This window comes from Falseniella ignava CCUG 37419 (genome assembly GCF_000301055.1).
Taxonomy (GTDB): domain Bacteria; phylum Bacillota; class Bacilli; order Lactobacillales; family Aerococcaceae; genus Falseniella; species Falseniella ignava.
Genome location: NZ_JH932300.1, coordinates 77,964 through 98,979, shown reverse-complemented (window position 1 = coordinate 98,979; position 21,016 = coordinate 77,964). Strand labels below are relative to the sequence as shown.

Sequence of the window (21,016 nt, the reverse complement as noted above, 5' to 3'; positions counted from 1 at the left end):
ATGAAACTTTTTTATTCTATCGGCATCATAACCGCCAAGGCATTCAAGCCAAATTGTGGTGAATCTCTTCGGCAAGAATGAAGCGTCGATGTTGTATAGGTTGATTGGCTCGCAACTTCAATTTGCTCTTGTGAGAAACCTAACTCCGTCAAAATCGATCGATTCGCATTGATCATACTGAGCCGATAACGCCCTTCATCATCCGGAACGATAAAAGTGTCACGTTCTGAAAAAACATCAAATGCTTCATAGACTTCACGACCAACTTGGTAATTCGCTTGATCAATTGAAGGTCCAATATAGGCAATCATATCTTTCAACTGACATCCAAATTCATTCACCATCTGGTCATATGCTTGCTGGGCTATTCGTTGTACCGTTCCTCGCCAACCTGAATGCACGATGGATAGTACTTTACGCTGCGTATCATATAAAACTACCGGTGTACAGTCGGCAAATTTTACCAGTAAGGCAATGCCAGGTCGGTCCGTGATCAATCCATCGGCATCTCCTGCCAATCTTCCCCAAGGCATTTGCTCCCCATTATTGCCATCGCAATAGATGACCCGATTTCCGTGAACTTGCCGTGCGGTATAAAGCGCCTGCGGGGTTGATTCAAGTTGCTTTTCAATCCATTGATAAGATGGGATAAGCTGGTCCCCTGCCGTCTCAGCCTTAAAGTTCGCTTCGCCTCGACCTGCCAAATAATGACTAATGCCATTGGCTGTTAATAACTTCGACTTCACTTTATTCTCCTTTAAAGACAACGCCATTTGTTCGAAGACACTTGATCGTCCCCTCAGCAATTCCAGGCTGACTCACTAATTCCGCTACGGTCACATTCCGGTAGGACTCAACGGTTGTCAGTCCCATTTCCGTTAGCTTAGAATGAGCTCGTCCTCGGACCCCTTTAAGTGGCGAATCAACCTCTGTCTTAGAGGAATTATTTTTCGCTTGAGTTTTCACTGAAGTATTTGCCGATGCTTTTTTGGACACTGCTTTTATTTTAGGCTTTGCTTTTGATTTGTTTTTTGTCTTACTCTTTGGAAAAGCTACAATCGTTGCCTTTTCCTGTTTCGCCGTATTGCCTTGTCTTTCTTCACGGATTAGCGACGCATCGATTAATTGGGCTACTTCATCCCATGGTTTCATATGAACGAAATATTCAAACAATCTTTCCAACTCTTGATCTGTCACTCTAAACTGTTGTATGAACCCTTCAATAATTTGATCGAATGCAACATACGGTCCGCGATGATTTCGCAAAAACATTAAAAATTTGTGAATTACATCTGGTTTTATATTACCCATATGCTCCCTCCTCTGATACACTAAGTATACCGATTATTTTGTGATTTGAATAGTAGATTGGAGATATTCTTAATGGATTCATGGATGAAACGATTAAAATCATATCAACCTCAGCCCCTAGGCGTCCAGCGCATCTATGCGATTTTAATGCCGCTCGTCCAAATTCAGGACGAATGGCACCTTCTTTTTGAAATACGCAGCGCAACCATCTCCCAACCTGGGGAGACCTCATTCCCTGGCGGACGCGTTGACAACGATGAAACTCCAGGGCAAGCCGCAATTCGCGAGACTTGCGAAGAGCTGCTAATCGAACCTGAAGCCATCCAAATTCTTGGGGAATTGGATTCGATTATCGATTTTGGAAGATGGATTCACTGCTTTGTCGGTGTATTAACTGATTTTGATATCGAAAATTTTACAGCAAATTCAGAAGTGGAACGAATCTTTACCGTACCCATCGAATTCTTTAAAACCCATCCCCCTGAAATACACGCTTTAACAAGAACTTACGACGTCAAACGTGATCGCTTTCCATTCGACCTTATCCCCGAAGGACAGCGTTATCCTTTTGATGCATTGAGTGATTATCCGATCCTATTTTATTCGCTACCCGATGAACGTCTGTGGGGAATCACCGCAACGTTTGTTAATCGTTTGATTCAATTTATTTACGAAAATTAATTATATTAAAGGAGATTAAATCTCATGAAAATGGCCATCGTTGGCGCCGGATTAAGCGGTGCGACATTAGTCAATGAATTCGTCAACCATCCAACAATCAACAAACTACAAATTGACGTCTATGAACCCCGAGACTTACTATGTGTGGGACAAGCCTATCAACCTGATACTGACGAAGCAATTCTTAACTTACATGCCCAAGACGTATCTGTTAAACCCGATGATCCTTCAGATGCGCTCAAGTGGTTAGACGAATATTACCCAAGTTACGCTAATCCCCATACTTTTTTACCTCGGTCGATTTATGGTGAATATTTAATAGATCGCTTGGGGGGTGCTTTTAAACACCCGCATGTCCACGTAATTCAGCATGACATTAAAGACTTGAAAATCGATGGCACCAAATATTATCTTCAGTCTCATCATGAGCTCTGGAGTGATGCCTATGACGCTGTGTTCTTATGTATCGGACACCCCCCCTATGCCGATTATTATGAATTAGCTGGCCAGCCAAACTTTATTCAAAATCCATTTCCAATTCAGGAAAAGCTCCAGCATATTCACTCAACTCAACGTGTTGGAATTATCGGTACGTCGCTTTCGGCAATGGACGCTTTAAAGTTTCTCGTTCATCACACCCAATTCGATGAACCTGTTCAATTACTCAGCCACATTGACATTCCTTTTAACTCGATAAAAAAACCAAGAGATTTAGGCGAAATTTATAGTGCCATTAATCATAACTGGATTGATTCACAAGTTAAGAAATGGGGCCACTTACCGCTTAATCAATTCATCAAAACCCTAAAAAGTGATTTAAAAGAAAATCAAATTGATCTCGAGCAACTCAAAATATCCGAGTCAATGGGGTCTCTTAAATCTGTTGAAGCTGCGCTTAAGCATGATGAACCAGAAATCAACAAATTACAATCCTATATTGTTTATTTAAACCAATTTTTCCCTGATCTCTATCAAGCACTGACACCAAGCGACCGAGACCGCTATGAACAAGATTACGCACCGAAATTTAATCGCTATCTCAGTCAAATTCCAGCTGAATCTTTTGATGTCTTTTTTAAAGCATACCATCAAGGCCAAGTTAATCTTGTCTCAAATATTCAGTCGATTGATATTCAAGATGATAAAAACTTTCTCGTTACAACGCAAGAAAATAAACAAATTGCAGTAGATCTATTAATTAATACTGCAGGATTTGAATTCGATGTGACTCGAGCCGCTCACCATGATCCTTTCGTCAAAAATCTTTATGATCGCGAAATCATTACCCCTTACTACCGAGGTGGAATCCATGTCAGTTGGCCTAATTGTGAAGTTATCCGGCCGAGAAGTGGTCGCCAACCAAATCTTTATCTATTAGGACATTGGATTTCAAAGATTCAATATGCCAATAATAATATTTTATTGATCCAACAAAAAGCGCGTGAATTGGCCCGAAACTTGATCAATCAACTATAAATATTATTAAAAAACGTGCGGAAGATGCTTTATCGATACATCTCTCGCACGTATTTATATCTATAGATAATGTTGAATTTGTTGAAGTGCCTGACTGGCTTTTTGATGAAGAACAACATCTGCATAAGAGTCTAACGGCGTGGGTTCTAAATTGATAATAATCAAATGTTTGACCAGGCTAGGCAAATATGCCACCGGCATGACTTCTAAGGATGATCCGATAACAATCATCGTATCCGCACGTTCAACGGCCGTCATCGCTTGATCAAACGCTGTCGGCATCGAATCGCCAAATAAAACGACATTGGTTCGTAATATTCCACCACACTCAGGGCAGCGCGGAGGAATCTCTCCACGTTGAATCCGTTGATCAAAAGTCATCGCATCCTCTGCATACCCACAAGCTTCACAATGATTCTTTGAGGCATCGCCGTGTACTTGCAATACCGATTGGCTTCCTGCTTTTTGATGCAAATCATCGATATTTTGAGTAATAATCTCCTGCAAATAACCTCTTTGTTGCCAATCTACTAATATTTGATGTGACACGTTCGGTTCTTTATCGAGCACATCTTGAATAATGGTATAGCCCTCTCGATAATATCGTTCAGGATTTTGATACAAAATACTCACAGATAAAGCTTCCTGCGGCAGGATCGTTTGATAATACCCTCCGGTCCCTCTAAAATCTGGAATTCCCGATTCGGTCGATATCCCTGCGCCTGTCAAAGCGACCAAATGCTTGGCATCCTTAATTAATTGAGCTGCTTTTTGATAATGATCCACGTTTTAACCTCTCCTTTACGAATATTATTCCCCCAATGAATCTCTGCTCTAAGTGTAGCGTTGATACATAAAAAAAGCTACTCCCCGAAGAGAGTAGCTTTCACCTTGGAAATATTCCAGTGGCATATCAAAATGATTATTCTGCGTTTTCGTCTTTGAAGCCGTATTTCTTGTTGAAACGGTCCACACGACCATCGGCTTGCGTGAATTTCTGACGTCCAGTGTAGAATGGATGAGAGTCTGATGAAATTTCAACACGAATTAATGGATACGTATTGCCATCTTCCCATTCAACTGTCTCGTTAGAAGTTCTTGTAGAACCAGATAGAAATTCATAACCTGTCGTAGTATCACGGAATACGACTGGATGGTATTCTGGATGGATATCTTTCTTCATTCTATTACTTCCTTTCTGCCGTGATCTATAGGCTAGACCACAGTTATTCGTACCTATATTGTGTAACATACGAATTGTAACACATACCATTATAGAACTCAATCAGAATTCGATTTAAAATCGATTAAATTTCGTAATATTCTCGAATATAATCTAAACGAGCTTGTCCTAAGGAAGTTAATTGATAAATTTTCCGGTCTGCATCAACATAAATTAAATCCGCTTTAAATAACTCTTTCAAAGTCGTGTTAATGATATTTTGATTCCACTTAAAGTGTTCTGACAGCGTATCGACTTCCAATTCTTCTTGTTCTTGATTTTGCTGAGTATGACTTTGAATATGTAATAAAATCAAATCTTGCTTCAATTGATGTTTACGACGTCTTTGAATAATTAGCGAAGTAATTAAGCCTTGACGATGGAATAAAAATACTAGGATAAATGTTAAGCCTGTAATGACGGAAGCCATCCCCCCAATCGATACATTCAGAACAATGCCGATAATATAACCCAAAGTGGCATTCCAAAAAGCGTAACAAGCCGATAACGTGAGCATACCACTTAAGGTTTTGCTCGTTAAATAAGCTGTTGCTCCAGGCCCCACTAAAAAAGCAACCACTAAAATCGCCCCTACAGCATCGAAGGATACGACCGTCGTAATTGAGACCAATGTCATCAATAAGTAAAAGAGCACGGTCATATTATAACCTGCCATGTAACCAAAATCACGGTCAAAGGTAGTAACTTTTAATTCTTTAAAGCATAGCGTCATAAATAAAAGGTTAACCCCGAATAAAACAACCATCTCAACCACCGCTCGTGGTAAATCCCACCCGAATAATTCGATTCGAGCAAATGGAGCGAATAATACTTCCCCAGTTAACACCACATCCATATCCAAATGAACATTGCTAGCAAAGCGTGTAATTAAAATGACTGCTAGCGCAAAGAAAAATGGGTAAACAATTCCAACCGCATCATCATTTTCTACCAGACCCGTTTGAGTCAATCCTTCAGTCGCCCAAACCGTTAAAATGCCAAAAGTTGCTGCACCAATAATCAGCAAAGGCGAGTCTAAATTTCCTGCTAAAAAGAAACCTAAGACAATCCCAAGCAAAACAGAATGTGAAATGGCATCGGCAATCATTGATAATTTACGTAGTACCAAAAAGGCGCCAATCAAAGCACAGGTCACCGCAGTTAAAATTAACAAGACATAAGATTCAAATGACGTTATAAATAACTTTAATATTTCATCCCATACTAACACTTTGATGACCTCCTTTGTCGCCAACGATGGATGACACCACGCCGTCCGATGACTAGAGAGATTAGGGCTAAGGTTGTCATTACGACAATAATGGTGGGGCCTGTACTAAATCCGAGATGGACAGTTGAAATATAAGTTCCAATCACTGCCGAGATACCTCCAACACCTGCAGCAATAAAACAGACTTTATGATATTGATTACTCCATTGTAAGGCTGTAACCGCTGGAACGATTAACAATGAAGCAATAAGGATTGTTCCGACTAATTTAAGACCTACCCCAATGATAAACATTGTCATTAAGACGAGTAAGGTATACATTGTTTTTGCATGAAATCCTGTAGCTTGACTATACCCTTCATCAAAAATAAAAATTTTAAATTCTTTAAAAAACAGAGCGAAAATGGATAATGAAATAATCGAAACAATCAATATCAAACGGACATCTTGTTCCATAATATACGCTGCTTGACCAAAGATATAATTATTTAATCCTGCTTGCGATTGTTGTGAATAAATGGGGTGTCCTTGAATCCAAGTTTTTAATACCATCCCCATCCCAAAGAACATCGATAACACAATGGCTAGAATCGCATCTAACTCAACTTTTGAATAATGATTGATTAACTGAATTAAGCCAAAAGCTAACGTCCCAGTAAATAGAGCTCCCAATAATAAATAAGTTGGATTTTTTGTTAACGTCAGCATAAAAGCAATAATAATCCCTGGATAAGCCGCATGCCCTATCGCGTCGCCAATCAGCGATTGTCCTTTTAACACACTTATCGTCCCAATCACACCTGCAGAACTAGCGAGAAGGAAGGTCCCTACCGCAATTAATATAAAGGAATAACTCGTTAAGATTTGCCAATCAAGCATAATTATTCCTCCTTCAGAAGGATAGCCTGCGCAGACAGCATTTGAGCTTCCTCGAGATTTTGTTTTGTAAAGACCTGATCAAGAGGGCCAGAAGCAATTAATTCTTTATTCAAGATGACTAAATAATCAAAATAACTTGATAAAGTATTCAAATCATGGTGAACAACAATCGATGTTTTTCCTTCAGATTGAGAACGTTCAAGAAAATCAATAATAATTGCTTCGGTTCGCTTATCCACCCCCGCGAGTGGCTCATCCATCATATAAATATCTGCTTGTTGAGCGATTGCTCTTGCAATAAACGTACGTTGGCGTTGACCGCCTGATAATTGTGAAATTTGACGATGGCGCAATTCATATAAGCCAATCTCTTCTAATGCCGCATCAGCAATCTCTCGATCGAGCTTCGTAGGGCGTTTAAGCCATCCTAAGTGGACATAACGGCCCATTAAAACCACATCTTCAACGGTTGTCGGAAAATTCCAATTCACCGAAGAAGTTTGTGGAATATATGCGATATCTTTCAATAATTCTTTCGCTTTTTTACCTTGAATCAAGACTTCACCTGCTAAAAGGGACTCTAAGCCTAGAATCCCTTTCAGTAGAGTGGATTTACCCGCGCCATTGGGACCAATTATCGCAGTCCTTGATCCTTGTGGAATATCTAAGTCCACATCCCAGATGACCGGTTTGTCATGATAAGCCATTGTCAAATCGCGAACTTGAATCAATGGTTGACTCATCATCAACACTCCTTTATTTAATTATTTTAAGTGACTTGTAATTAAATCAATATTATGTCGATACATTGTTAAGTATGTATCTCCAGGTTGTCCTTCCGGTGCCAGAGAGTCTGAGAATAATTCTTGACCTTCACCGTGAACGACTTCCACATCAAACCCTTTTGCTTTGCAAGCTTCTTTTAGTTTTTCCATTCGAGCAGGGTCTGTCGTAGATTCTGCAAAAATTGCTTTAATCTTGTTCTCGACAATCGCATTAACCGTCTCATCAATATCGGCATTCGCCACCTCTGTATCCGTTGATACACCTTGTGGTGCAATTACAGGAATTGCATAGCGTCTTGATAAGTAATTAAATGCATCATGCGGAGTGACTAAAAAACGATTTTCTTCTGGGATTGCTTGGAATTGTTCTTGCGCGTACTGGTCGAGTTCATCGAGTTCTGCTAAATAAGCTTCTTTATTCGCTTCAATGCTATCTTTCGCTTCAGGAACTAATTCAGATAATTTTGCCGCAGCATTATTAACCGCCTCTTTATACAAATCGATATCAAACCAGAAGTGAGGGTCAATGACTATCTCACCGTCCTGTTCCATCCGACCAACCTGATCTTCAGTAAAAGTCTCTGAAACTGCGTATCCTATTTCTTCTAAAACATCAATCATTCGACCTTCAAAGTGCAAACCGTGATATAATACCAAATCTGCTTCCTTTAACTTTACTAAATCTTGTGGCTTCGGCGTATAAACGTGCGGATCTTCTCCCGCCGGAATAATTAACTCATTATTCACTGCATCCCCAGCTAAAACATTCACCATATCATACAAAAACGAAGTAGTGGCGGTTACAGTTTTCTTCTCTTCAGCATGACCTACAAGACCAACTTGACCTAAACATAACATTCCTAAAACGAATGCAACAATTATTTTTTTAAATTTTGACATCTTTACATCTCCTTTAATATTTTCTAATTTAAGGCTACCCTAAAATAATTTTTAAGTCATCCTAAAATTGGTGCGGGGTTAATTTTTCATGTTATACTAACCTTAAAGGAGGCGACCTATGACACCGAGTAAAGAAAACTACCTGAAGGCGATTTTTGAAATGGGTGGTGGCACACGGCATGTGTCAAATAAAGAAATTACCCAATTACTTAACATCTCTGGAGCTTCCGCAACGGAAATGAATATTCGCCTGGAACAGCAAGGATTACTCCACTATATTCCCTATAAAGGTGCTAAATTAACTCAGTCTGGATTAGATTTATCCATTGAATTAATTCGTAAACATCGAATTTGGGAAGTTTTTCTCGTCGACGTATTACATTATGATTGGTCTGAAGTACATGAAGAAGCCGATCGCCTCGAACACGCTTCGAGCGACCGACTGATTGAACGTCTCTATCAATTTTTAGGACAGCCAACGCAGGATCCTCATGGCGGGACCATTCCGGTGCTCGGCAGTGGTTGGACGAGCGATAATTATTTGCCATTATCATCCCTTGAAGAACCTGTTAAATTCGTGATTCGAGCATTTAATGACCAGCGTGAGGTGTTAGATTACGCTGATCGATTAGGCATCTCTCTCAATGGATCCTATCAATTTATTCAACAAGAGCCCATTGACCAAGCCTATCGTATTATGAATTCGCAAGGTGATGAGTTGATAATTAGTCTTGATTTAGCTCAATCAATCTATATTGAATTAAACTAATAATACCGTGGAGCCGAATTTTTCGGTCTTCCACGGTATTTATGTTAAGCCTTGTTTTCAAAGGGGGTTAAAGCTTCAATCAAACGATTGAGTGCTTCTTCTAAAGTTGCTCTCGGACAAGCGAGATTGATTCGCATCAATCCCTCACCCGCTTCTCCAAACCAAATTCCTGCATTCAATGCTACCCCAGCTTTTCGATAAATTAAATCTTCGAGCGTGGCCTCATCGAGCAGATAATTCGAGAAGTCTAAAATAGATAGGTAGGTAGCTTGTAATTCTAGTACTTCAAGTGACGGCAGTGATTGAGCCAAACGCTCTTTCATATAATGATAATTATCATTGAGATAGACAATTAACGTGTCTAACCAGCTATCTCCATACTGATAAGCCGCTTCCACTCCAACAAAGCTGAGAGGATTACAGAGTCGAATTCCCATTTGTTCTAAGTGACGACTGAATTTTTGACGAATTCCTTCATCTGGAATGACCATCGCCGACCACTGTAATCCCGCAATATTAAATGATTTACTCGGAGCCATACAAGTAATAATCCTTTGATAATAGGCTTCGCCTAATTGTCCTATCGTTGTGAACTCATACCCTGGCATAATAATATCGTTATGGATTTCATCCACAATGACTTGAACATCATATTTGAAGCAAATATCAAACATCCGTTTCAATTCATCAGGTGTATAAATTCGACCTAATGGATTATGCGGTGAGCATAAAATAAATAAGCGAGTCAGTGGATCTTTGGCTAGCGTTTCGAAGTGTTCAAAATCGATTTGATATTGATCTCCCTGACGAATTAATGGGTTATTAGCTACTTGTCTTCCATTATTGATAATACTGTGATAGAAAGGTGGATAGACGGGTTGTTGGATTAGTACTTGGTCCCCGGGTTGGGTAAAAACTTGAATCGCATTATTTAAACCTACGACGACCCCTGGTGTATTTACAATCCATTCGGATTTGATTGTCCAATGGTGACGGCGTTCGACCCAACTTGCAAAAGCTTGATTTGCTTGTTCCCCCATTGAGTATCCATAAATTCCATGTTCTACTGCTTGTTTTAAATGGTTGATTACTTCGGGTGGTACTCGAAAATCCATGTCTGCTACCCATAGTGGTAGCGCTTCTTGATTACCAAACATCTCTTCTAAGGTCTGTGGATCCCACTTTTTACTTAAAGTGCCTCGCCGTTCCACAACTTCATCAAATTGATACATCTTCTGCCCCTTCTTTCGTAATCTCTAGTCAAATAATTCGCCTAATATATTATATAAACTATGTAATTCTTCTTCAGTAAAGGTAATTCCTTTCCCCATTTTTGAATAGTCCGAACTCCAGTCACGAATATCATACTTTGCTTCGCGCCCATTCCAAGAAACGCGGGTTAATTCTTTAGACCAACCGTTCGGTTTTTCCGATAATACACCGACGTGCTCTTGAATTTCAAAACTAAATTCTGCCATCTCTTCTATCCTTTCAATGCTCTAAAGCTACATTGCCATATTGTCCGTTTACAAGTTCTAGTAATTGGTCTGGTTTCATCCCAACTGAAAATTTAATTCTTCCACCACTAAAAATTATTTTATCAAGTGTCTTCGCCGAATCATCAAGAATTGTCACGAAGTGTTTTTTCATCCCGATTGGCGAGCACCCTCCGTGCACATAGCCAGTTAAAGGTAATAATTCTTTCTCTTTAATCATATGGATACTCTTCTCACCCACGACTTGGGCTGCTTTCTTGAGATCCAACTCACAATCGAGTGGAATTACAAAGACATAGTGTTCCTTTGACTTCCCAACGGTTACCAACGTTTTATAGATTGGGGCATCGGGGATAGAAGGAGTATCACCTTCAAATTGATATGCATCATAGTCCAGACGTTGTTGATCTAATATTCGCATTACATTTGTTTTATCTTTTTTTGCCATTTTATTCATCACCTAATACGAACGCAACTCAAATTGATCGATATCTTCTTGAGTTAACCCTCTCAATGTCGCTAACATCAGTTGAAGTGCATCCTCAAAATCTTGATAACAAATATAGCTTGCATGACTGTGAACATATCTTGCAGGCACACTGATCACACCACATGGAATACCCTGTTGCGCTAAATGAATCGAACCAGCATTCGTACCGCCACCTTCCCTTACAGCATGTTGAAGCGAGATGTTCTTTGCCTCAGCTGCGGATTGCAGCCATTGAATAATTCGTGAATTTGATATATAGCTTACATCGCGGTGACGTATTTGCGGTCCAAAACCTAATTTTCCTTGTTCGAGTGCATCGCTCGATGTAAAGTCATCACTTGGGCAACCTTCAAATACAAAAGCCATTTGTGGCTTGACCCGTTGTGCTGTCACTTTAGCGCCGCGAAGTCCAACTTCTTCCTGAGTAGAGAATGCAGCCACTAGATTATACGGTAGCTGATCTAATTCATCCGCCAGCTCATTCATAATCGCTACCGACAATGCAACGCCAATCCGATCGTCAAAAGCTTTGCCTAAAACAAAGCCGGTCTCGCTTTTTACTTCCGCTTGCGTGGCTGGAACGATTGGCTGTCCTACTTCAATTCCATAGACTTCAATGGCTTCTTCGCGTGATCTTACGCCCACATCAATTTTCAAGTCTTGAAGTTCTATCTTGCGTTCACGTTCAGCTGGGGTTAAGAAGTGAATGGGTTTGGAAGTACAAATACCTCGAATATATTCTCCCCAACGATTACGGACAAAGTACGTCTGTCCGGCAATATGTTCATTCATCCACCCTCCCAATGTCTGGAGCGTAATTAAGCCGTGCGCATCAATGCCTTTAACCATTAAGGCTACTTCATCTAAGTGCGCATCTAACATCACAGTTGGTTTACTTGAATCGATAGACTGGAGATTAAAGTAAGTATTATGCATGGAATCTACCTGCATCGAGTAAGAACCCCTAAATTGTTGCAACACTTCAACAACTTCCTCTTCGAATCCAGGAGCTCCTTTCGCGTTCGATAGTGCCGTAATTAAGTCAATATATTTCATCGCCTGCCTCACTTTCTATATATCTAATTATAGAAGAAACACCCTTTATCGCCAAGCGCTTCCAAGAATATTTCATGATACTTCTATAGATCAAAAAAGACGACGGTACCGTCGCCTTATTATTTCATTTGAGTTAGTTGATTCATTTGTGCAAAGAAATCTTCATTATTCGCTGTATTCCGCAACATATTAACAAATTGATCGGTATAATCTAGCGAATCACCGGTCATCATTCGACGGAAATTCCAAATCGATTCTAGCTGTTCCGGCATCATTAATAGTTCTTCTTTTCGCGTACCTGAACGTTGAATATCAATCGCAGGGAAAATACGTCGCTGCGCTAACTGACGTGACAGGTGCAACTCCATATTCCCGGTCCCTTTAAATTCTTCATAAATGATATCGTCCATCCGGCTTCCCGTATCAACTAAAGCAGTCGCTAAAATAGTCAGTGAGCCACCGTCTTCAATATTGCGAGCCGCTCCAAAGAAGCGTTTTGGGAAATAAAACGAAGCCGGGTCTAAACCACCACTTAATGTTCGCCCACTCGGTTTGACTACTAAGTTGTATGCTCGAGCTAAGCGAGTAATACTATCCATTAGAATTACAACATCTCGTCCATCTTCTACCAGTCGCATTGCCCGATCTAAAACGAGTTCCGCAATTCGAATATGATTTTCAGGTTTTTGGTCAAAGGTTGACGAAATAACTTCGCCTCTTACTGAACGTTCAATATCGGTCACTTCCTCGGGACGTTCGTCGATTAAAAGCACTAATAACTCGACATCTGGGTAATTGGTTGCAATTCCATTCGCGATTTCTTTTAAAGTCGATGTCTTACCGGCCTTCGGTGGCGATACAATCAACCCACGTTGTCCAAATCCAACGGGTGATACAATATCAATCATCCGATTGGTTAACACATTGACTTGATACTCTAATTTAATTTGCTCATCAGGATACAGTGGTGTCAGGCTCGGGAAGTGATCTCGTTCCTTCGCTAATTCTGGATCTTTCCCATTAACCGTTGAGACTTGCATTAAGCCATAATAACGTTCGTTTGATTTGGCAGGACGAGCTGGCCCTGCCACTTTATCACCATTTCTCAAATCAAAACGACGAATTTGAGAGTTAGAAATATAAATATCTTCTTGACTTGGTGAATAGTTAATCGGACGTAGAAAACCGAAATTATCACCAGGGATAATATCTAGGACTCCTTCAACATTGAAAAAGCCTTGTTTTTCTTCTTGCGTACGCATTACTGCGAGTGCTAATTCTTTTTTATTTAATTCACTATAATTAGGAATTTCCAACTCTTTCGCATAATTATAGAGTTCTTTCACTTCTTTATTGAGTAACGTTTCTAAGGAGAATTCATCGCTCATTGATTGCCTCTTTCTAATACGTTCATTCCAATTATTCGTCCTCTTCAATCATCTCAATATCCGCGCCGATTGCTTTTAATTTATCAACAATATGCGCATAGCCTCTTAAAATATGGTCAACTCCAGTAATCACCGTCTCTCCCTCAGCCATGAGACCTGCGATGACAAGACAAGCTCCTGCTCGTAAGTCACTTGCAACAACCGGAGCTCCGGTCAGCTTGCAAGGGCCTTTTAGGCGAATAATATCGCCATCGACACGAATATCTGCTCCCATTCGATTTAGTTCTGGAATATGCTTCACGCGTTGTGGGTAAATTGTATCCATAATGGTCCCTTCTCCGCGCGTCTTCAGCAATAATGCAGTTAAAGGTTGTTGTAAATCAGTTGCAAAACCAGGATATGGTAAGGTCTTAATGTTAACCATATTGAGCTCATCTGTGCGCTCGATATCGATCGAATCTTCGCCAATCGTCATTCGTGCGCCCATCTCATCTAATTTCGCAATAAAACTTTCAATATGTTCATAAATCACGTTATTAATCCGGACTTTCTCTCCCATAGCTACTGCTAAAGAAATATACGTCCCGGCTTCGATACGGTCAGGGATAATCGTATGATTGGTACCTGTTAATTCTTTCACACCTTCAATCCGGATTACGTTGGTTCCAGCACCACGAATGTTGGCTCCCATTTTATTCAGTAATGTGACAACATCAATAATTTCAGGTTCTCTTGCCGCATTCTCGATAATAGTCTTACCTTCTGCTTTAACAGCAGCTAAAATAGCATTAATTGTTGCTCCAACAGACACGACGTCCATATAAATTCGGTTGCCTTTTAGTCCATTTGGCGATGTCAAGGTAATGACACCGTACTGATCATCAACTTGTGCGCCTAAAGAGCGAAAAGCTTTCAAATGTTGGTCAATCGGGCGAGGCCCTATGACACAACCGCCAGGTAATCCAATGACTCCCTCACCGAACTTAGATAAAAGTGACCCCATAAAGTAATATGACGCTCTTAAACTTTGAATTTTACCTGTTGGCATCGGAATGGATTGAATTTCTGTCGGGTCGATTCGTAATACGTTATCTTTGAATTCTGTTTTAACGTGAAAATCATTCAATATTTCAATCAATGAGTGCACGTCTTGAATATCTGGTACACCCTCTAAGACAACTTCAGAATCAGCCAAAATAGCTGCTGGAATTAAAGCCACAGTACTATTTTTGGCACCGTTAATTGTAATTTCTCCATTCAGTGGATTTCCACCGCGTATAATCAACTTTTTCATAGTTTACTCCCTTAGTTTAAAAATCTTGATGTATCGACGTGCGCAATTCTTCGTCAATATTACTTAAAATACCTATCTGTCTTGGATCATTCAATTGAGCTTGCTGACATAAATGATGCAACAGTTGGTGAATCTCTTCCGCTGTCATTAAGCTCCGGTGATAAATCCGCTCTGGCGACAAGTAAATGGCTTCGTGCGCAACGATATTACGTATATCTTTTTCAATTCGACGCAATGTTTGTGCAGGGGTTACAAAGGACGGATCCATTGTATCTTGCATCAATTTAATTAAATGGCTCGAAGACACATAATGGCCATAGTTAAAATAATCACCATAATAATTTTGCCATGTTTTGCGGATTACATTATCATCCGCCTCAATTTTTTCTTGAATCCAATGAAGACCTTTATAAATCTGGCGCCCATCATCAGTTGGTTTAATAACAGGTTCCATATAATGACTCAATTCCGGAATGGCATGCCGTTCAATTAATAATGCAAAGAGATCTACCATAACTGGTGAGATTGCTCTGAAATAGTCTGTCCAAGCTTGACGCTCATAGAGTTGATTCATATGGTGAATATAGCTGTAGATTCTTAATTCTAATTGCGAAGGTGCTAGCAAGTAATTTCGTTCTAACACCACGGCTAATTCACGGATTGACTCTAAATCATTGGTGAGATATGCTTGCGCAAGTTGCGTTAAGGTGATTTGCTTTTGCCACTTCTTGGCATCTGCTTGGTGAAGGGTTTCTTGAAGGATTGAATACTGACGATGCTCAATCATATGCTCTGTTAATGCAGCAAATACGTGATGCTCACATTCTTTGTATTGTACTTCCATTTTGCGCTCCCCTCCATTTCATTCATATCGCTCATCGATTTTAACACATTTGGCTATAAATATAAAGTTGATATACCTATTCAATCATTGCTATAATAAAGCTCACTTATTAATACGATGTAATTTAAAAGAAAGGATCACTTAGATGAATTCATCGCACTTAACAGATCGCTCTCCAATCAGCGGTACTACCCTTAAAATTGTCGGAATGCTGTCAATGTTGATTGATCATGTGGGGGCTTTTTTATTGTTGCCATGGATCAATTTTCAATTGATAGGCATAACATCTGCGGACGCTCAATCTGCTGCCACTTGGCAACAGATTTACTATGCTACGCGTGCTATTGGCCGGTTGGCCTTCCCTATTTTTTGCTTTCTAATTGTTCAAGGTGCTATTCATACTCGTAATATCCAACGTTACCTACTTCGTTTAGGGATATTCGCTTTATTATCTGAGATCCCCTTTGATCTTGCCAGATCGCAAGTGATTTTTGATTTTTCTGCCCAAAATGTATACTTTACGCTCTTTCTAGGATTACTCACATTGGCCGGTATGAAACATTTTAAAGCCAACACACTAATTCAAGTAGCGATTATTTCTTCCACTTGCGCACTCAGTTATTTTTTAAACACAGATTATGATATTTTTGGTGTTTTATTGATTGTTGTATTGTATCTTTTTAAAGCCGAACGTCTTTATCAAGTGCTAGCTGGAAGCTTCATTTACTTAGGCTATAATTTTTACGCTTTACCAAGCTTTATTTTGATTTACTTTTATAATGGACAGCGGGGTAAATTCAACTCAAAACTATTTTACTTATTTTACCCAATTCATTTAATTATTTTAGCAGGTTTGGCTCGCTACTTAATCTACCCATAACTTTTGTTGTTGTTCTCGTTTTGCTTGGTAATGTAAGTATAATAAATTAAAATCATTATTTGTTTTAGCATCCCATGGCTTATCTTTGCCGCAATAGTGCAAGAAGACAGTTTCTTGCATCACGCGCTGAGCAGTCATGGGATGTTCGCTAAATAGTTCATACACTTTTGGATAGCGAACGTCATAGTTATAAATTTCATCTGGAATTAAATGAATATGGGCTCCGTACAGACCATTTAAGACGTCTTGGTCTGGTAAAAGTAATAGGCGCCGATTGGCCTCAATATAATCAAAAATCACCTTATCTGACACATTCTGCCGGCAAGCTTCCAAATTAATTAATAATACGCCTGTATTAATATATTCTTCAAGCTGAGGATTTTGTAGACGCAATCGATTAAATTTTTCCCTCGTCTCATTAATTAATCGCCCATGGCTCGCTCCCGCGTAATAGTTAGCTCCCATTTCTAAATCATACAATGAATCGAGCGCATTAATACATAATATATCAGCATCTAAATATAAGACTCGCTCTAAATGATGAGGTAAATAATCGTGCGCCAACAGTCGATAGTAGATTGTCTCATTCCAGTGTTTTAGGACCGGGGCATGTTGAAAGGCTTCCGCATCAATTAAAATAGGGTGGTACGTCATCTGATAAGCTTCACACCATTGGCTGATCCGTTGATTTTGCGCTAAAGGTTGTTTTTGTAAAACAAAAATATCGAAATGTGGTTGTGGATTATTTATGCGAATAGAATATAATGTCGTCAGCATCGGTTCGACAAATCGTTCATCAATAGAAAATAATATATTCATCGGCTTCTCCTTCGTCTCTTTAAGTCTCATTATAACATGATTTATAGATAACGCTGATAATGAAACCCACAAAAAAAGCTGTGACATCCGTCACAGCTTTCTTGAATTTTATGCTTTACCTGTTGATCCAAACATATCCATTGTTTCTTTGGTAATTTTAATAATCGCTTCTTTACCAGGCCCAATGATTTTACGTGGGTCATAGACTTTGTCATCGGTTGCTAATTTTTCACGAACCGCTTTCGTCCATTGTTGTTGCAATTCCGTGTTCACGTTAATTTTAGCATGACCACGTTCAATTGCTTTTTTAATTTGATGTTCTGGAATTCCAGATCCACCGTGTAATACTAGCGGTGTTTGAGTCGCTTCAGAAATAGCTAACATTTCATCAAAACCTAAAACAGGTTCTCCTTGGTAAGGTCCGTGAACAGAACCGAGTGCCGCTGCTAACGCATCCACTCCAGCCTCTTTTACCATACGTTCACATTCATGAAGGTCTGCATACTGGATACCACCAATTACGCCATCTTCTTCTCCACCAACCGTACCTACTTCTCCTTCGACCGATACGCCTTTAGGATGCGCGTAGTCAACAACTTCTTTCGTCATACGAATATTGTCTTCAATTGGATGATGAGATCCATCGAACATAACAGATGAATAACCTGCATCAATCATTGCTTTACATGTTTCAACACTTGAACCGTGGTCTAAGTGTAAAGCAACTGGAACCGTAATATCCATTGTTTCTAATAAAGCATTGACCATCGCTACAACAACTTCTGGCCCTCCCATATATTTTGTCGCTCCTTCAGAAGCTCCTAAAATAATTGGAGATTTATTTTCTTGTGCTGCTTGCAATACAGCTTGGGTCCATTCAAGGTTATTAATATTGAATTGACCAACCGCATAATGTTCCTCTTTTGCTTTATTTAACATTTCTGTCATACTGACTAATCGACTCATTTATAATCTCCTCTCAGATATTCTGATTCTATTATACCTTATTGTTTTCGATGACAACAGTATTTTTATGAAAACTTTTTGTTTTAATTTACATCGTAATTTTCGCTATGTTCAATACTTGCTTGAATTAATCCCGCAAAGAGTGGATTTGGTCGGTTTGGTCGTGAAGTGAATTCTGGATGTGCTTGTGTTGCAATAAAGAATGGATGATTTGGCAGCTCAATCACTTCAACTAATTTGCCATCTGGGCTCACACCGGAGAAGTGTAAGCCGTGTTTTTTTAACATTTCACGATATTCATTGTTAAATTCATAACGGTGACGGTGTCGTTCATTCATTTGGTCCGCATTACCATAAAGGCGTTTTGCTAATGAACTTTCTTCTAAGACCGCTGGATATAAACCTAAACGCAAGGTACCTCCCACTTGATCGACGTCCGTTTGATCGGTCATTAAATCGATAATACGGTATGGCGTATTCGGGTCGATTTCAACAGAATGCGCATCTGTCAAATTCGCAACATAACGCGCAAACTCTACGGCAGCGAGTTGCATCCCTAGACAAATTCCTAAAAACGGTACGTTATGCGTGCGTGCATAATTAATTGCTAAAATCTTACCATCGATACCACGTTTCCCAAATCCGCCAGGAACAACAATTCCATCAACATCTTGCAATGCTTCTTGAACATTTTTTTCATTAATTTTGTCAGACGCAACCCATTTAATATCGATATCTGCATCATATTGGTACCCCGCATGTTTCAATGCTTCAACGACTGAAAGATAAGCATCCGGTAACTCAATATATTTCCCTACAATCGCAATTTTAACGCTCTTAGATAGATTTAAAACACGTTGTTCCAATTCTTCCCAAGCGGTCATATCAGCCGGCGGAACATCAAAACCAAAATAATCAACGACAAATTGGTCCATCCCTTGCTCTTGAATGGATAAAGGAATCGTGTAAAGTGTTTCAACATCGCGAGATTCAAAGACTGCCTTATAGGGTACGTCGCAAAATAGCGCCAATTTTTCTTTTGTAGAAGAAGGGATTGGCTCTTCGGTTCGAACGACTAGCATATTAGGCTGAATACCGAGTGAACGAAGTTCTTTTACACTATGCTGGGTCGGTTTTGTTTTTAATTCACTCGATGCTTTCAAGTATGGGATTAATGTTGTATGAATATAGAGAACATTCTCAGGCCCAACATTTGCCCGCATTTGACGTAGCGCCTCTAAGAAAGGAAGACCTTCAATATCCCCTACGGTTCCTCCTACTTCCGTAATCACAATATCTGCATCCGTTGTTTCAGCCGCTCGCATGATTTTCTCTTTGATTTCATTCGTGACATGAGGGATTACTTGAACGGTACGACCATCGTAGGCACCTTGACGCTCTTTGCGTAAAATCGTGTCATAGACTTTACCAGCAGTCACGCTAGAGTATTGGTTTAAGTTAATATCAATAAACCGTTCATAGTGCCCTAGGTCTAAGTCGGTTTCAGCGCCATCTTCTGTCACATAGACTTCCCCATGTTGATAAGGACTCATCGTCCCTGGGTCGATATTTAAATACGGATCAAATTTTTGGATATTAATTTTTAATCCACGATTTTTTAAAAGTCTTCCAAGTGAGGCTGCGATAATTCCTTTTCCGATGGATGAAACGACGCCACCTGTTACAAATATATATTTAGTCATATTACTCCTCCTCATTAATTTGGCGATTAAGATCTGCTGACTGGTTGCTTCTTAAAATAAAAAAACTCCTCATCCAGCATGGGATAAGGAGGCTCAGTTTGTTTTGATTCGACTTCTCGCTATGAGAAGTGCCCAAGATAAATAATAATTGATTTTCACACGAGAGTCAACAGTGAGTTCTGCTCTATTCTGTCAACTATTCGTGATCCTCATCATATTCTTCGTCTTCATCTAAACTATCTTCATCTTCATCGTACTCTTCACCGATATCTCCGATCTCATCATCATAATCTTCGAGATCATCGTCCAGTTCATCGGGATCATCTTCAAAGTCATCAAGTTCACGATCATATTCGATATCGTCATCATCTTCATCTTCATCGCTATCTTCATCGAGATCATCATCTTCAAATTCTTCGTCGTAATGATCTGAATCTTCTGGGTCATCCGAATCATAGTCGACCACATCATCTCCGTAAACACTTCGTTTCGATTTACGACGGCGGCGTGGCGCGCTTTCCTCATCAGAGGTGGCTGTCTCTTCATCAATCTCATCAATTGCGAACCATAATCTTAATCCCCAACGGTTATCTCCAACAGAGATAAAACGACCATCAATATTTAAATCGGTATAAAAACGGGCCATAAAACGATTCAACTCATCATCATTTAATTCTAAATATTCTTGTAACTTCATTAAAAGGTCATTAAAGTGATGGATTTCTCCACTTTCTTCAAGAATAGCATAAGCAACTTCAATCCAAGACAATTCATTTTTTTGTTGACCTGCTAAGGTTTTTAATTCCATTATGGGCACTTCCTTCCTG

At 39.6% G+C, this 21,016-nt stretch carries 23 protein-coding genes; 4 read left to right on the top strand and 19 right to left on the bottom strand.

Annotation, left to right across the window (positions count from 1 at the left end; translation table 11 throughout):
- Positions 1 to 11: 11 nt before the first annotated feature.
- Together pgeF and HMPREF9707_RS00510 are read right to left on the bottom strand one after the other, a co-directional pair.
- Positions 12 to 746 (bottom strand): peptidoglycan editing factor PgeF, encoded by a 735-nt coding sequence (gene pgeF, locus HMPREF9707_RS00515; RefSeq protein WP_006700770.1) that lies wholly within the window; start codon positions 744 to 746, stop codon positions 12 to 14.
- Between the two features lies 1 nt (position 747).
- Positions 748 to 1,311, bottom strand: a complete 564-nt coding sequence (locus HMPREF9707_RS00510) for a hypothetical protein (protein ID WP_006700769.1) — start codon at positions 1,309 to 1,311, stop codon at positions 748 to 750.
- Between the two features lie 72 nt (positions 1,312 to 1,383).
- Between HMPREF9707_RS00510 and HMPREF9707_RS00505 the strand changes: the two genes are divergently transcribed.
- Together HMPREF9707_RS00505 and HMPREF9707_RS00500 are read left to right on the top strand one after the other, a co-directional pair.
- On the top strand, positions 1,384 to 1,992 hold the full coding sequence (locus HMPREF9707_RS00505; RefSeq protein ID WP_006700768.1) for an NUDIX hydrolase: 609 nt from the start codon (positions 1,384 to 1,386) through the stop codon (positions 1,990 to 1,992).
- Between the two features lie 24 nt (positions 1,993 to 2,016).
- Positions 2,017 to 3,468: an FAD/NAD(P)-binding protein gene (locus HMPREF9707_RS00500; RefSeq protein ID WP_006700767.1), complete on the top strand. Its 1,452-nt coding sequence runs from the start codon at positions 2,017 to 2,019 to the stop codon at positions 3,466 to 3,468.
- Positions 3,469 to 3,528: 60 nt separating this feature from the next.
- Here HMPREF9707_RS00500 and HMPREF9707_RS00495 read toward each other — a convergent pair whose 3' ends face one another.
- The 6 genes from HMPREF9707_RS00495 to HMPREF9707_RS00470 all read right to left on the bottom strand — a co-directional run bounded on the left by HMPREF9707_RS00495 (position 3,529) and on the right by HMPREF9707_RS00470 (position 8,484).
- On the bottom strand, positions 3,529 to 4,254 hold the full coding sequence (locus HMPREF9707_RS00495) for an SIR2 family NAD-dependent protein deacylase (RefSeq protein ID WP_006700766.1): 726 nt from the start codon (positions 4,252 to 4,254) through the stop codon (positions 3,529 to 3,531).
- A gap of 136 nt (positions 4,255 to 4,390) precedes the next feature.
- Entirely contained in the window at positions 4,391 to 4,651 is a 261-nt protein-coding gene (locus tag HMPREF9707_RS00490; RefSeq protein ID WP_006700765.1) for a type B 50S ribosomal protein L31, read from the bottom strand.
- A 124-nt stretch (positions 4,652 to 4,775) separates the two neighbouring features.
- Positions 4,776 to 5,921: a metal ABC transporter permease gene (locus tag HMPREF9707_RS00485; protein ID WP_006700764.1), complete on the bottom strand. Its 1,146-nt coding sequence runs from the start codon at positions 5,919 to 5,921 to the stop codon at positions 4,776 to 4,778.
- The gene (locus HMPREF9707_RS00480; RefSeq protein WP_006700763.1) at positions 5,915 to 6,799 is read right to left on the bottom strand and encodes a metal ABC transporter permease; all 885 of its coding nucleotides are present in this window, start codon (positions 6,797 to 6,799) and stop codon (positions 5,915 to 5,917) included. Before HMPREF9707_RS00480 ends, HMPREF9707_RS00485 begins: the two co-directional genes overlap by 7 nt.
- Positions 6,800 to 6,801: 2 nt before the next feature.
- Positions 6,802 to 7,545, bottom strand: a complete 744-nt coding sequence (locus HMPREF9707_RS00475; RefSeq protein ID WP_006700762.1) for a metal ABC transporter ATP-binding protein — start codon at positions 7,543 to 7,545, stop codon at positions 6,802 to 6,804.
- A gap of 18 nt (positions 7,546 to 7,563) precedes the next feature.
- On the bottom strand, positions 7,564 to 8,484 hold the full coding sequence (locus HMPREF9707_RS00470) for a metal ABC transporter solute-binding protein, Zn/Mn family (protein ID WP_006700761.1): 921 nt from the start codon (positions 8,482 to 8,484) through the stop codon (positions 7,564 to 7,566).
- Between the two features lie 118 nt (positions 8,485 to 8,602).
- Here HMPREF9707_RS00470 and HMPREF9707_RS00465 point away from each other — a divergent pair, with 118 nt between their 5' ends.
- The gene (locus HMPREF9707_RS00465) at positions 8,603 to 9,253 is read left to right on the top strand and encodes a metal-dependent transcriptional regulator (RefSeq protein ID WP_006700760.1); all 651 of its coding nucleotides are present in this window, start codon (positions 8,603 to 8,605) and stop codon (positions 9,251 to 9,253) included.
- 44 nt (positions 9,254 to 9,297) lie between these two features.
- Here HMPREF9707_RS00465 and HMPREF9707_RS00460 read toward each other — a convergent pair whose 3' ends face one another.
- From HMPREF9707_RS00460 to HMPREF9707_RS00430, 7 genes are all read right to left on the bottom strand, one after another.
- Positions 9,298 to 10,485 (bottom strand): MalY/PatB family protein, encoded by a 1,188-nt coding sequence (locus tag HMPREF9707_RS00460; protein ID WP_006700759.1) that lies wholly within the window; start codon positions 10,483 to 10,485, stop codon positions 9,298 to 9,300.
- Positions 10,486 to 10,509: 24 nt separating this feature from the next.
- Positions 10,510 to 10,731: a YdbC family protein gene (locus HMPREF9707_RS00455; protein WP_006700758.1), complete on the bottom strand. Its 222-nt coding sequence runs from the start codon at positions 10,729 to 10,731 to the stop codon at positions 10,510 to 10,512.
- Positions 10,732 to 10,744: 13 nt separating this feature from the next.
- The gene (locus HMPREF9707_RS00450) at positions 10,745 to 11,197 is read right to left on the bottom strand and encodes an aminoacyl-tRNA deacylase (RefSeq protein WP_006700757.1); all 453 of its coding nucleotides are present in this window, start codon (positions 11,195 to 11,197) and stop codon (positions 10,745 to 10,747) included.
- A gap of 12 nt (positions 11,198 to 11,209) precedes the next feature.
- Positions 11,210 to 12,295: a M42 family metallopeptidase gene (locus HMPREF9707_RS00445; protein WP_006700756.1), complete on the bottom strand. Its 1,086-nt coding sequence runs from the start codon at positions 12,293 to 12,295 to the stop codon at positions 11,210 to 11,212.
- Positions 12,296 to 12,414: 119 nt separating this feature from the next.
- Positions 12,415 to 13,683, bottom strand: a complete 1,269-nt coding sequence (rho, locus tag HMPREF9707_RS00440) for a transcription termination factor Rho (protein WP_006700755.1) — start codon at positions 13,681 to 13,683, stop codon at positions 12,415 to 12,417.
- 31 nt (positions 13,684 to 13,714) lie between these two features.
- On the bottom strand, positions 13,715 to 14,977 hold the full coding sequence (locus HMPREF9707_RS00435) for a UDP-N-acetylglucosamine 1-carboxyvinyltransferase (RefSeq protein ID WP_006700754.1): 1,263 nt from the start codon (positions 14,975 to 14,977) through the stop codon (positions 13,715 to 13,717).
- Between the two features lie 16 nt (positions 14,978 to 14,993).
- Positions 14,994 to 15,821, bottom strand: a complete 828-nt coding sequence (locus tag HMPREF9707_RS00430; RefSeq protein ID WP_006700753.1) for a hypothetical protein — start codon at positions 15,819 to 15,821, stop codon at positions 14,994 to 14,996.
- A gap of 145 nt (positions 15,822 to 15,966) precedes the next feature.
- On the opposite strand from HMPREF9707_RS00430, the gene HMPREF9707_RS00425 reads away from it, so the two are divergent.
- Entirely contained in the window at positions 15,967 to 16,701 is a 735-nt protein-coding gene (locus HMPREF9707_RS00425) for a TraX family protein (protein ID WP_006700752.1), read from the top strand.
- Here HMPREF9707_RS00425 and HMPREF9707_RS00420 read toward each other — a convergent pair.
- The 4 genes from HMPREF9707_RS00420 to rpoE form a co-directional block, all read right to left on the bottom strand.
- On the bottom strand, positions 16,687 to 17,520 hold the full coding sequence (locus tag HMPREF9707_RS00420; protein ID WP_006700751.1) for a glycosyltransferase family 8 protein: 834 nt from the start codon (positions 17,518 to 17,520) through the stop codon (positions 16,687 to 16,689). The two genes, HMPREF9707_RS00425 and HMPREF9707_RS00420, sit on opposite strands and share 15 nt — an antisense overlap.
- 108 nt (positions 17,521 to 17,628) lie before the next feature.
- Entirely contained in the window at positions 17,629 to 18,486 is an 858-nt protein-coding gene (gene fba / locus HMPREF9707_RS00415; protein WP_006700750.1) for a class II fructose-1,6-bisphosphate aldolase, read from the bottom strand.
- 83 nt (positions 18,487 to 18,569) lie between these two features.
- Positions 18,570 to 20,189, bottom strand: coding sequence for a CTP synthase (locus HMPREF9707_RS00410; RefSeq protein WP_006700749.1), 1,620 nt, complete (start codon positions 20,187 to 20,189; stop codon positions 18,570 to 18,572).
- Between the two features lie 196 nt (positions 20,190 to 20,385).
- Positions 20,386 to 20,997 carry a DNA-directed RNA polymerase subunit delta gene (gene rpoE, locus HMPREF9707_RS00405; protein ID WP_006700748.1) on the bottom strand — a complete coding sequence of 204 codons (612 nt, stop codon included), beginning with the start codon at positions 20,995 to 20,997 and terminating at the stop codon, positions 20,386 to 20,388.
- Positions 20,998 to 21,016: the final 19 nt, after the last annotated feature.